The 12837-nt window shown below is 37.3% G+C and carries 10 protein-coding genes; 1 reads left to right on the forward strand and 9 read right to left on the reverse strand.

Translation table 11 applies throughout. From position 1 onward, the window contains the following. Positions 1–29: 29 nt before the first annotated feature. The 4 genes from BD31_RS06155 to BD31_RS06170 form a co-directional block, all read right to left on the reverse strand. Positions 30–998, reverse strand: a complete 969-nt coding sequence (locus BD31_RS06155) for a methyl-accepting chemotaxis protein (RefSeq protein ID WP_008300022.1) — start codon at positions 996–998, stop codon at positions 30–32. 107 nt (positions 999–1105) lie between these two features. Next, positions 1106–6232 (reverse strand): hypothetical protein, encoded by a 5127-nt coding sequence (locus BD31_RS06160; RefSeq protein WP_048097520.1) that lies wholly within the window; start codon positions 6230–6232, stop codon positions 1106–1108. Between the two features lie 213 nt (positions 6233–6445). After that, positions 6446–7777: a ThiF family adenylyltransferase gene (locus BD31_RS06165; protein ID WP_008300020.1), complete on the reverse strand. Its 1332-nt coding sequence runs from the start codon at positions 7775–7777 to the stop codon at positions 6446–6448. Then, complete coding sequence (locus BD31_RS06170) at positions 7777–8991, reverse strand: threonine synthase (protein WP_008300082.1); 1215 nt, start codon at positions 8989–8991, stop codon at positions 7777–7779. Before BD31_RS06170 ends, BD31_RS06165 begins: the two co-directional genes overlap by 1 nt. 214 nt (positions 8992–9205) lie before the next feature. Here BD31_RS06170 and BD31_RS06175 point away from each other — a divergent pair, with 214 nt between their 5' ends. Further along, positions 9206–9781: a hypothetical protein gene (locus tag BD31_RS06175; protein ID WP_008300058.1), complete on the forward strand. Its 576-nt coding sequence runs from the start codon at positions 9206–9208 to the stop codon at positions 9779–9781. Between the two features lie 4 nt (positions 9782–9785). Here the strand turns inward: BD31_RS06175 and hisI are convergent, their stop codons facing one another. The 5 genes from hisI to BD31_RS06200 are packed head-to-tail and all read right to left on the reverse strand — an operon-like array spanning position 9786 to position 12835. Then, positions 9786–10112 (reverse strand): phosphoribosyl-AMP cyclohydrolase, encoded by a 327-nt coding sequence (hisI, locus tag BD31_RS06180; RefSeq protein ID WP_008300070.1) that lies wholly within the window; start codon positions 10110–10112, stop codon positions 9786–9788. A 23-nt stretch (positions 10113–10135) separates the two neighbouring features. After that, positions 10136–10939, reverse strand: a complete 804-nt coding sequence (gene hisF, locus BD31_RS06185; protein WP_008300018.1) for an imidazole glycerol phosphate synthase subunit HisF — start codon at positions 10937–10939, stop codon at positions 10136–10138. Continuing rightward, positions 10936–11643, reverse strand: coding sequence for a 1-(5-phosphoribosyl)-5-[(5-phosphoribosylamino)methylideneamino]imidazole-4-carboxamide isomerase (gene hisA, locus BD31_RS06190; protein WP_008300016.1), 708 nt, complete (start codon positions 11641–11643; stop codon positions 10936–10938). The genes hisF and hisA overlap by 4 nt, the downstream gene beginning before the upstream one ends. Beyond that, entirely contained in the window at positions 11640–12248 is a 609-nt protein-coding gene (hisH, locus tag BD31_RS06195) for an imidazole glycerol phosphate synthase subunit HisH (RefSeq protein WP_008300066.1), read from the reverse strand. The genes hisA and hisH overlap by 4 nt, the downstream gene beginning before the upstream one ends. Further along, positions 12248–12835 (reverse strand): imidazoleglycerol-phosphate dehydratase, encoded by a 588-nt coding sequence (locus tag BD31_RS06200; RefSeq protein WP_048097521.1) that lies wholly within the window; start codon positions 12833–12835, stop codon positions 12248–12250. Before BD31_RS06200 ends, hisH begins: the two co-directional genes overlap by 1 nt. Positions 12836–12837: the final 2 nt, after the last annotated feature.

The following is a 12837-nucleotide window of genomic DNA, read 5'->3' on the forward strand; positions in this document are numbered from 1 at the left end:
GTTAGTTTTCTTTTCTAGTGTTATTATAACTATCTTCTTCGTGCAAGAATTGCAATCTGGAGTGCAACAATAATTCCTATTGAAGCTATAATTGGAAATAATAAAGAATTGAGTTGATTCGAAGCTTCACTGATAAATTCTACAGATGTTGAAATTGTGTCAGTGCTTTGATCAATATTAGAACTTGCCTGTTCCAAAGTAGTTCCAAATCCTTCAATTTCTAATTTCAGAGTATCAAGCTCACTTGATGTTTCATCTAAGATAGAATTTAATTTAATTATTTGCTGAGAGATTCCACCAAGATCTTGACTTAGAACGTTAGTTGCAGCTGAACCGTGAGATGTAGTTCCTTGACTAAATGCAACTACATGAAATACATGAGTCCCTTCTTCTCGCGGAGTATAATCAACATAATACAGTCCTTGATGAAGAGTCTTAAAAGAACTAGATAATGGAACAGAAATACCGGATGGTAAATGAACATGTGTTGTACCTAATAATTTAGAAGGATCGTCTCCAACCAATAATCCATCACTAGTTATTTGTACAAATACTCTAATTGGCTGATTAATTGCTGCAGTTTCAGGTGCAAACACCAATGTATTTACAGTTCTTTCTATGGGTACGTCTACTAGATCAGTTGTAGCAGAGAACTTTACATCAATTTTTTTAGATATGCCATTTTGCTCAGTGCTAATTACTTCAACAGTATATGTTCCATATGGGAAATTTGTTGAGGGGTTTGGCCATTTTAATAAATCATAATCAAACGAACCATCAGAATCAGTAGTTATCTGATCAAATTTTGAAATTGTTTCATCTGGAGCAAAAAGTCGGATGATCAAATTTTCATTTGGTAATCCTTTGCCATAAACTTGCAAGTTATGTTCAGGAGAATACACTTTGCTGTTTGTAAACAAATCTAATTCTGAAAATGAATCAGAGACATTTACAATTAAAAAAACAATCAAAAAAGAAAATAGTATTTGAAATTTCATTTTAACTTATTGTTAATGTTCTCCTAGATATTGCTTCTGGAAATTTATCTATAACTTACGTTAAGTGTGATTCAAAAAAAAGAAAAAAAGGGTAATGTGAACTAGTTTTATCTTACAGTTATCGTTGTGGATACTGGTGGTGATAATGCCGTAGGATTATCAACAGACTCCCAAACAAATGCAGTTGCACTATAAGTGCCTGCTTCAGTTGGAATCCATGATAATGCTGGGCTGAATGATTGACCAGCAGATAGTGAACCTGTAATCCATGCTAGTGAGACTGTAACACCGTTACCATCCTGAATCTGTACCAAGTATGCAAATTGTTGCTCTCTATCCTGACCATTTGCTAAGTCAGCACTGATTTGCACCTGTTGGTCAACGGAAACAGTATCTAAACTGTTACCGAATGCATCAACTGTTCTCAAGTTAGCAGCTGGTGCTCTCTCGAGTGGTGGTACAACAGTACCGATTAGGGAAGTGGCAGTGATATCAAGTTCATCTGCAGTTGTGTATGGATTAGGTAGTGTATTGTCTTCATATGATGCAGTGACAGTGTCACCTTCTGAAACTCTGAGTCTGTGACCAGAAGATTCATCGGTAGTTGTGAAGAACACAGTACCTTCGAATATTCCAGTTGCCTCATTAGTTTCAGTCACAGTAAGATCAATACCTCCGGCGTCGGAGTCAGACCAGGTGTCAACATCGAAGTTGTCAACTGATTCTGGATCTAAGTTCATGTCTGGGTCAATAACTCTTACAACACCTGTTCCGCTTGCTGGATAGCTTGCTTCAAGCCACTGAACTTCACCAATGTTCCATCTGATAAGTGCTGAACCGACTACAGTTTCATCCTCTGAGAATTCAAAGGAGACAGTAAGTCCGTCATCATCATCAGTTTCTAGGTATCCATCGGTTGGACCACCACCAGTTGCTGGTGTGGTTCTTGGATTAGTATCATCACCTGTTACGCCATCTGCATCGTGAGCAAATCCTGTTAGGATTACTTCACCAGTGAAGATGCCGGTGTCAGTACCAGTTTCGACGAGTTTGTAGTTCTTAAGATTGTGTCCTCTGGTTGAGACCTTTATTGGGTCTTTATCAGTATCTCCAATCTCATCAACTAAGTTACTGTCAAAGTTGTGATCTGGTGCGACAATGGTAATGTATACTTTATCAGTCCATGTGTAAACTTTTTGGTCAAGCTCTACAGTTGCTCCGAAGTTTGAAGTGAATATTGTCAAGTTGACATCTTCATCTTCATCTCCTACATAGTCAGATCCGGATGGACCCCAGTCCGTATACTCGAGGACAATTTCTTCTCCTCTTTCTAGGTTATCACCATCTAATACAGAAGGAATCTCGACGACTATCTGGAAGATACCAGTAGAGTCACCTGTTTCTCTAAAGTTAAGTGGTTCTGGGTCGAATGCTGCTCCTTGTCCGTCTGCGTCACCCATGGTGACGGTTGCGGCATCAGAGTCCCATTCAATCAAGTCCAAGTCATATGTCTCAGCCTGATCATTGTCCAAATCTAAGTCTGGTTCAATGAGGGTCAAGATCATGTCGGATCCAATAATATACACAGATTTGTCAGATTGTAATACACCGTTTCTTAGGTCAAAAGTAGCAGAGTCTGTTACAGTATTGACATCACCTGATGCATCAGCTGGGTCAGTGTATTCTACTTGGAGAATATCTCCTTGTAAGATACAATAATTGCCAGATGATGCGGCTACGTCAAATCTGTCTGTTACTGGGTTATTACCATTATCGGCAACGCCGTTAAGTGGAATAAAGTTATCAGTAACAGGACATGTGGTACTTTCTGGACCGTCGGTATATCTAATTAAGATGTCAGATTCAAATATTCCTGCATCTGGTGCGATTTCGTTCATTGGACCAAATTGTCTGGCTCCTTGTGGGTACTTTGTACCAGCATCAATTCTACCATTCAAAGCGGCATCACCACCTGCATAGCCTAGTACGACTGAGTTAGCACCTCTGATAACAGAGAGTTTCACTGGTCCTACTGGAGTTGTACCTGTAGTGTTTTGTGCAATGAGATCTTCACCACTTGCGGATGTATCAAAGTCTGGATCATTAACTCTAACGTGGACAGTTAAGCCTCCTTTTGCCAAGAACTCACCTGATTGCAATCCAGCAGTAGAACGGCTGGTACCTGCGGTATCCATACCGGTCTGGTGGATTGGGAAGAGAGATCTTCCAGATGGAGTGGTTGCTGTATTGGAGTCAAATCTAGCCGGAGTACCAAATGGTACTGGATAGACTGTTCTGTCTAGACTGACTGAACCAGTGTTAGCACGAACTCCTGCGCTATCACCGACTTCGATGACTTCACCAGATGCATCTCTAAAGTCAACATAGTTGACTTCAATGTCGAGACCGGTGACAGATTCAGAGCTTGTTGCTCCAGATCTACACCATGCAGTTGGGATTTGGAAGTCGCCAACAAAGATACCAGTTTCGGTTCCGGTTTCAATTAATGTGAAACCAGTTGCACCTAAACCGGCGTCAATTCCTGAGGCTAAGCCACAAGAGTTGGCTGCTGTCCAACGTTCGTCATCAAAGGTGACATCTAGTAATCTACCAAGTTGTTCACCGTTAGATAATGCAATAGAGGTACCGCCAGATGTGGAGTTTCCACTTCCTACAGCATCTCTATTTTCATCGTTTGCGGTTGTAACTACGGTATAGATATCAATAAGATCAGAGTCTACGTTAAGATCTAAGTCTTCTAGTGTGATTGTAACTGTGTCAGCATTCTTGTAAGAGCTTTGGTCAAATGAAACAACACCTGAATGTGATGGAGCTTCTGCTTGATCAGCAACTTGTGTAACAACACCATCGGCACCTAAGTCGTTATAGTTGACTCTTGGTGAATCCTCATCTGTCAAATCTTCAATTACAATGAAACTTGGGTCATTGGCAATTGGAGAGAGGCCTAGATAAGTATCTTCGTCGAGGATGTTTAGTTGGTTGATCATGATGTATTCCAAGCTACCTTCAAAGGTACTTGTATTATCACCTGTTTCTTCAGCTTCAATTCTGATTAATTGGTTAGCAATTCTTTCGCTTGCTTCCAAGCCATCATTTGTGAAACCAAATGAGAAAAAGTCAGCAACGATTGCTTCTTTAGCATCTGGAGTGAATCCAGATGATTGGGCAATCAATAAACCGACATTGTTATTCTCAATAGCAGAGCCCTGTACAAACAATTGATTGTTAATTGAAGATCTGACTGTAAGGTCTCCACCTAAGGAACTTAGGCTTTGAACATCTACATCATCAGCAATCAATATAGCACCAAGTCCAGTCTTTGTAACGTTACCTGCGCCAGAAGCTCCTGTATCAATAATGATTTCAGAAGTGCTGTTTAGTAACCATACATCAACGGTTCCAGTGGATGACAAACCTCTAACATCTAAGTTAAGGAAGTTAAATCCATGGAAGTCGCCTGTGGAATTGGCATTATTAATTGATTTTCTTAGTTCTCCAATTGTTGTTTCAAAGTCGATGACTGTAGCGTTAACATTAGATGATGTAGTTGCAGTGATGATTGCTCGTTCACTGAATTTTTCTACACTAACTGTTGATGTTACGTTATCAAATCTTGCTGAGGTTGATCCTTGTGTCCATACTTGGCCAGCGGATACACCTGTTGCAGTAAAGTTGGTATAAGCAACTTGTGCTGCAGTTGAAGAGCCTGTACCTGCTTCACCAATAGTAAATGGATCTCCAGTTGTTAAGGCTGGGATTAATTGTACATTGGTATCAAACAAGTCTAAGTCTTCATCAGCGCGACTGTTTTTGTTTGCATCACCATCTACAATGATTACTGGAATCTCTTCACCAGAGTTCCATTCATCATCTGTTGGTTGTATATCGACTGTTGCAAAGCTAAATCCTACAAGTACTGTTACTGGGCTTTCATTGTAATCAATAGATGCAGAGGTTCCCCTTGCTGCATTGCTAGTGATTTTAAGCACTGATGTATCTGATTCATCATATGTACCAAATACACCACTGTTTGGACCTTGTTCTGTGATTGTTACAGGAACTGAGCCAGTACCTAATTGTGCTGTTGCAGCTGTTACGCCAAATGCGGTTGCATTGTTGACAGAAGCAGTTGTGTTCAGTTGTGTTAGGATTGAATCATCGTTGTCCTGGATTGTAAGAACTGGGTTAGCTGCGTTTTGTACATTTGGATTAACCAATAATCTACAATTATCTTCACACATAAGTGATGATAATTTAGAGTTAATGTTAATTGCTGCACCGCCGCTGCCACCATTTTCATTGAACACTTGGTAGTGAGGACCAACACTTGTAGTGTTAGCTGCTCTAGTACCAAATGTCCAAGAGTCTTCATCAGTTGGGTCAATGTTTAGCCATAGATCAGTAATAGTTGCGTGAATTTGTGCATTCTGAGGATACTTGGCTCTATCTAAAGATACGCTGGCAAATTGATCAACAGTGTCAAAAGTAAGTGTTGTTGATTGAACACCACCACCTTTTGCATACTGTACGACAACGTTACCACCTGCACTTAGAGAATAGAGTTGAATGAAAGGCCATACTTCTTTGTCAATACCAATTTGTCCAACATAAGTTGCGTTAGGGAAAGACACTACGTCTTTCTGTTCACGGATGACATTTTGATTGTCACCTGCTGTAAAGTCAGCAGTACATGCTGCTGTAAGTGCACCACCTGTTGCTGAACCTGTAGCTGTACCACCTGTAACACCTGCGCCTACTGCGATACCAACGGAGTCGGTAACAGTAACTGCTGCTGATGCACCTGGTGGAGCTAGATCTGTAGTATTGTCACAGAATGTACCAAAGTCGAGACCTGCACCACTTGTTGTAGCGGTAGAGTCTGCGATTTGGGCTTGGTCTCTATCAGCAAAGTAACCATACCAGTTACCATCAACGGCTTGAACCATTCTCAGGGTCTTGCCGTTTACTGTAACGTCTGGTTCACCTTTTGCTTGATCAGTATCATTAATATCAGAATCAATCACGACGACCTCAATTACTTGAGGTCCTGACATGTAGTTATCAAACTGTGAGTTTTCTGCGGAAACAAATAGGTTAGCGTTGGCTGCAAATGCTGCTGGCATCATAGATGGAGCAACAATTGTCATACCACCGGCTAACATAATTGTCATTAATGTAAGACTAGTTATTTTACGTCCTATTTCGTTATTCATGTTATTGGTTTTTTTCACTAAAATTTGTATTTAAGGCTAATGGACAATTTGTCCACAATTATGACATTTTTTGTGATTATTTCATTATTTTTTAATAAATTATCTATATTCTATATTTTCATTGATAAAAATTATAAATATCATTATGATTATTAAATTGATCCAAATATTTTACATTATTTTTATAGATTTATGTAATTTTTACAGACTAGATTAAGCCTTGATTTCCTTTCCCAAGAGACTTTTGTATAATTCAATGGCCTCAGGTTCATCCTTTGGTCCAACTATTACGGCAGAACCCTTCTTCATAAAGCTTACAGATAATTCATTAGTTCTCATGGATAATCCCAAGTCCCCCTGATTTTCAATAATGAATCCTTTTTGCTTTGCTATACTAGTTACAGCATTTACATCAACATCAAATGTTTCAGTGGGTGTAATGGAATAAGTTCTCTTTCCTCTGTTTCTACCACATAGTTCTTCTAAAATTAGTTCTTTTCTTGGAATAACATCAAGTTTTCCTGTTCCACAAATCGGACACTCTTCAGCTCTGAATGTTCTAGTGCTGTTAAAATCAAGATTTTCCAAATCAATATGTAAGATTCTCTCAGACAGACTTGGTTTTTTTCCAATTATTATTTTTACAGCTTCTGCAACTTCTATTCCACCAACAATTGAAAGTATTGATGGGTGCACTCCTTCAATACTACATGTTGGCATTGTATCTTCATCCAATTCAGGAAACATACAATAGTAACATGCAGATTCTTTGGGCAATATAGTGAACGCTTGTCCTGAAACTCCAACTGCAGCTCCTGTAACAAATGGAATTCCAAACTTCACACATGCTTTGTTTAATGCATATCTAGCATTAACGCTATCAAGTGCATCAATCACAACGTCACATCCTTCAACTACTTCGAGTGCAGTATAATCATTAACGGATATTGCTAGAGATTCTATTTTACAGTCAGGGTTTAGTTTTTGTAATTTTTTTGCAGCTACTTCAACTTTAACTTGACCAACATCATCTTCATCAAACATTGTCTGTCTATGTAAATTTGATAGTTCAATTACATCTCTATCAACAATACGCAAAGTTCCAACACCCATTGCAGCCAGTCTTGATGTTATGGGATTGCCCAAACCACCAGTTCCAACAACACATACTTTGGAATTTTTTAGTTTTAATTGTCCTTGATAACCAATCTCTTCAAGCATAACTTGTCGTGAAAATCTATCAAGTTCTTTTGTAGATAATTCTTCTGAACCACCAGCTACTGCAGGTAAGATATACACTTCATCTCCATCTTTAAGAATAGTGTCCATACCACTAGAAAATTTTGCATTCTTTCCGTTAATGTAGATATTTATCAATGAACGTGGGGTTCCATCACCTTCCAAAACTCGCCTCTTAAAATCATCACCCATCATATTAGAGATTTTTACAAATGCATCTTGTAGCGAGTCCGCAGAAATTTCTGTTTTTTTCTCACCGCCACTTTGATTGAGTACAGATGGAATAGTAAATACGATGTTTGCCATTAGTTTACTACCGCCGAGATTTCAGATATGTCTGCTTTCATTACTGTGGGTTTTTTCAAAACTTCCATTATAGCCTCTGTTGCTTTCAAACCATTACCAGTTACATAACACACTACTTTGTCATTTGCATCAATCTTCCCTTGTTCCACCATTTTCTGAAGCACAGACACTGATACCCCACCAGCTGGTTCTGTGAATATTCCTTCAGTTTGTGCAAGGAGTAAAATTGCATCAAGAATTTCTTTGTTATTACATTCTTCTGCAAATCCATTGTATTGAGCTAAACGTTTCAAAACATATCTGCCATCACCAGGATCACCTATAGCTAAACTTTTTGCTATAGTATCAGGATTCTCAACTGGAATTACTTCTTTAGAATTTTTCTTGAACGCATCAACAATAGGAGCACATCCATGTGGTTGTGCTGCGATCATGTGCATGTTGGATACATCATTTAACAATGACACAGTTTCTAATTCCTCAAATCCTTTGCAAATTGCATTAAGCATTGCGCCACTACCTACTGGAACTATCAACTGATCAGGCACTTGCCATCCAAGCTGTTCTGCAACTTCAAATGAAAATGTTTTAGAGCCTTCCACATAATGAGAGCGCATGTTGATATTTACTATGCCAATTCCCTTACTATCACCAATTTGAGCTGCAATTCTGTTTGCATCATCATAGGTTCCATCAACTGCGATGTAATTTGCACCATATGATAATGCCTGTGCAATTTTTGCCATTTCGATATTACTTGGTGCAAATACATGACATGGCAATCCAGCCTTTGCTGCATGTGCTGCAGTGGCTGATGCTAAATTACCAGTAGACGCGCAACCAACAGATGAGAGTCTAAATTCCTTAGCTTTTGATATTGCGACACCTGCAGGTCTGTCTTTGAATGAAAATGTTGGATTTACAGAGTCATTTTTTATGTAAAGATTGTTTAGTCCTAATTTTTTTCCAAGATTATCAGCCTTAATGAGAGGAGTCATTCCTGTACCAATGCTTACAATGTTTGATTTATCTTCTATCGGTAATAATTCAAAATATCTCCAATAGGTATGCACACGATTAGAGAATGTATCTTTTGTAATTGTAGGAAAGTTATATTTTACATCCAGGGGTCCAAAACACTCATCACAAACATATTTGAAGGCAGTATCATAGTCTTTTTTGCATTCTCTGCATTGGAGTGAGGTTCTAGTCAAGATCAATTTTTCCTTTAATAAGATAGATAAAAAATCCTAATATCAAGTTAAGTGTTACTTAATTCAACTCAATAAAAATATAGTGTGAATCATCTTTGACAGTACAAAATAGGAAATTAATGTATATTTTTCAAGGAAAAATTTGGAAAATCTAAATAATTATGAATATTTCAAAAATGAGAAGGTTTTTAGAGATTTTTAAAAAATTATCAGCATGAACAAGGGCATAATAATTGGAATTATTGCAGTTATAGGGGTTTTAGTTGTTTTAGGAGTTGTACTTTCATTTGAAAAATCAGATACTATGGAAGTAGAAGATGTATTGAATAAAGAAATAACACCAGAGGAGGAGACAACACCAGAAATTCAGGACAAATTAGATGAGATTGAAAAGATCAATCTAGAAAATGAATACTCGCCAAAGCCAAGAGAATGGATTACATCAGGACCATTTCAAATTGATCGAAGTGAATATCTTTTGGGCGAGAAAATTTTTGTACTGATAGGTGGACTAAACTATGATGAAAAAGGACAAATTGTTTTTCTCAGACCATTAAACAGTACACATTATTCTGTTTATTGGACAATTCCATTTGATGGTGCGAAGAAACCAGCATTTAATTATTATTTGCAACCACAACTATCAAAAAGTAATGGATATTGTACAGTAGACGATTTTATTGGTGATTGGAGAGTTGTTTTTAGGGGCACTGATTATCCAAATTTAGAATTTAAAATAACTAAAGATATTCTTCCCGGTGAAGAAAGTAATTACCAATCAGTATGTTAATTTATTATTCCAAATTATTGTGAAAACAAACTTTCTCACCAGTATGGCAAGCAGGACCTGCTGGTTCAACAAGATAGATGATTGCATCTGAATCACAATCAACTAGGATTTCTTTTATTTTTTGAGTATTACCAGATTCTTCTCCTTTCATCCAAAGCTTATTTCGTGAACGACTCCAAAACCAAGTATTGCCGGTTTTTTTTGCTAACTCCAATGATTCTTTATTTGAATATGCCAAGGTCAAAACATCTTTGGTATTTGCATCCTGAACAATTACTGGAACTAAACCTCCACTTTTATCAAAATCTATATCATCAATGGATTTATTCATATTTTAAATTCAAAAATTAGCTATTATAATCTTACAGGAATTTTTTTTTCTTTAAGATACAATTTTACACCATTTACTCCATGAGTTGCATAGTGAAAAATTGAGGCAGCCAAAGCAGCATCAACGTTAGATTTTACAAATACGTCAACCATATCATCAGGTTTTCCACATCCACCAGAAGCAATTACAGGGATTGAGACAGATTCAACAATAGATTTTGTCAATAATATGTCATAGCCATCTTTGGTTCCATCTTTATCAATGCTGGTAAGTAGAATCTCACCAGCACCAAGTTCATCTGCTTTTTTTGCCCAAAATATAGCATCAATTCCAGTTCCTTCTTTTCCACCATAAATGAAAACTTCATACCAAAAATCTTTACCATCTTCAGAAAAAATTTTAACATCTTCTTTGAGTGAGTAATTTCTTTTAGCATCAATTGCAACTACAACACATTGCCTTCCAAATAATTCCATTAACTGTGTTATCACTTGAGGATTTTTTATTGCACCAGTGTTGATTCCAACTTTGTCAGCTCCGTTTAGAAGAATATTCCTAGCATCATCAAGAGAATTAACCCCACCACCAACAGTAAATGGGATGTCAATAACTGATGCAATTTTTCTTACTAAATCTTTAATTGTTTTTCTTTTTTCATCAGATGCGGTGATATCCAAAAATACCAATTCGTCTGCTCCTTCATTGCTATATTTTTCAGCCAGTTCAACAGGATCACCAGCATCTTTTATTGATTCAAAGTGGAGTCCCTTCACAACTCTGCCATTTTTAACGTCAAGACATGGAATAATTCTTTTAGTAAGTGTCATGCTATCTTCTTTGCCTCTTGTATTGTAATTTTATTTTCATATAGGGCTTTTCCCAAAATTACTCCAAATGCATTTTTTTCTTTTACACATATTACATCATCAATATTTGAGATACCACCACTTGCGATAATATTGGTTTTCTTCATATTACATGCTTGCTCCAAAAATTCTAAATCAGGACCCTGCATCGTTCCATCACGATTTACATTTGTAAGTAAAAATTCAGTAAAACCCATTTCCAAAAACTCTTTGATGGAATCAATTAGTTTTATTCCAGTTCCATCTTGCCATCCATGAATGACTATCTCACCGTCTTTGTGATCAACAGAGATTACAATTTTTTCATGCCCTAATGATACAAGCAATTTTTTTAGTAATTCTTTGTCTTTGAATGCCAAAGTTCCAATTACTATTCTGTTTGCAATTTTTGCTACATCTAAAACCAGCGATTCAGCTCGTAGTCCACCAGCTACCTCAACTGGGATTGATATTTCCTCAAGAATTTTCTTAATTATAGATAAATTCGAGCCTAGTCCCAAGGTTGCATCAAGATCCACAATATGGAGAATATCTGCGCCATCTGCTTCCCATTTTTTGGCAATTTGTACAGGATCATCACTGTATACTGTCTTCTGTTTTGGATCTCCCTTGTACAATCTAACCACTTGCCCATTCATAAGATCAATTGCAGGAATTATCTTCATCTTTTACACACATCAAGAAAGTTATTTATCATAATTTTTCCAACAGAGCCAGACTTTTCTGGATGAAATTGTGTTCCAAAGAAGTTGTCCTGCTCAACTACTGCTGGAACTTTGATACCATAATCTGCTTCTGCAGTAATTATATCATTAGAGTTAGGCTTTACACGATAAGAGTGAACAAAGTAAACCCAAGCACCATTATCCACTCCTTGCAAAATTTTACCAGGTCTTTTAATCTCAAGATCATTCCATCCCATGTGAGGAACTTTCATGGAATCAGGAAGAATTATCACCTCGCCATTCATTATTTTCAGACCTTTCTCTTTTCCTTCTTGGCTTTTTTCAAAGAACATCTCCATTCCAAGACAAATTCCTAATACAGGTGTACCATCTTTAACATATTCTTTGAATTTTATTTTTGAAGATTCTGTAATGCTTTTGACTGCAGGATCAAAGTTTCCAACACCAGGAAGTAGTAATCCAGAATATCCATTAGGCTTGTCAAAATTAGTTATAACATCAACTGTAGCTCCTGCTTTTTCAAGAGATGTTTTTAGGCTGAAAATATTTCCAGCACCATAATCAAAAATTGCAACACTAGTCATTACATTGAACCTTTAGTGCTTGGAATGCCTTTTTGTTTTTTGTCATATGATGATGCTGATCTAAATGCAACTGCGAGTGATTTTATTGCAGCTTCGACTTTGTGATGATCATTTTCGCCATACTTTACAGTAAGGTGAATGCAGCTATTCAGATTTTGCAAGAGTGATTGGAAAAAGTGTTCCAGATCTTCTTTGGAGATGTCTTCAATCTTGTTTCTCTTAATCAATAGAGTCAACTTTGAGAAAGGACGCTTTACCAAATCAATTGTAGCTTCAGCCAAAGACTCATCCATTGGAACTGACGCATAGCTAAATCTCGTGATGCCACTTCGAGCTCCCAATGCTTTGTCAATTGCCAAACCTATTGTGATTGCAGTGTCCTCAATTAGGTGGTGTTCTATTCCGTCATTTGATTTTGCATTGACTTTAAGATCCATCATGCTGTGGGTACCAAATGACACTATCAGGTGATCAAGGAAGTTAATGCCAGTTTTGATGCTTGTTTTGCCATTTCCGTCCAAATTTACAGTAACTTCTACGCCTGTTTCCTTGGTATTTCGTTTAATAGATGCCTTTCGTGGTTTCATAT

Source organism: Candidatus Nitrosopumilus salarius BD31 (assembly GCF_000242875.2).
Classification (GTDB): domain Archaea; phylum Thermoproteota; class Nitrososphaeria; order Nitrososphaerales; family Nitrosopumilaceae; genus Nitrosopumilus; species Nitrosopumilus salarius.

Excerpts from the sequence above, each read along its gene's own strand:
- BD31_RS06155 (WP_008300022.1), bottom strand. The coding sequence starts at position 998 with ATGAAATTTCAAATACTATTTTCTTTTTTGATTGTTTTTTTAATTGTA.
- BD31_RS06160 (WP_048097520.1), bottom strand. The coding sequence starts at position 6,232 with ATGAATAACGAAATAGGACGTAAAATAACTAGTCTTACATTAATGACA.
- BD31_RS06165 (WP_008300020.1), bottom strand. The coding sequence starts at position 7,777 with ATGGCAAACATCGTATTTACTATTCCATCTGTACTCAATCAAAGTGGC.
- BD31_RS06175 (WP_008300058.1), top strand. The coding sequence starts at position 9,206 with ATGAACAAGGGCATAATAATTGGAATTATTGCAGTTATAGGGGTTTTA.
- hisI (WP_008300070.1), bottom strand. The coding sequence starts at position 10,112 with ATGAATAAATCCATTGATGATATAGATTTTGATAAAAGTGGAGGTTTA.
- hisF (WP_008300018.1), bottom strand. The coding sequence starts at position 10,939 with ATGACACTTACTAAAAGAATTATTCCATGTCTTGACGTTAAAAATGGC.
- hisA (WP_008300016.1), bottom strand. The coding sequence starts at position 11,643 with ATGAAGATAATTCCTGCAATTGATCTTATGAATGGGCAAGTGGTTAGA.
- hisH (WP_008300066.1), bottom strand. The coding sequence starts at position 12,248 with ATGACTAGTGTTGCAATTTTTGATTATGGTGCTGGAAATATTTTCAGC.
- BD31_RS06200 (WP_048097521.1), bottom strand. The coding sequence starts at position 12,835 with ATGAAACCACGAAAGGCATCTATTAAACGAAATACCAAGGAAACAGGC.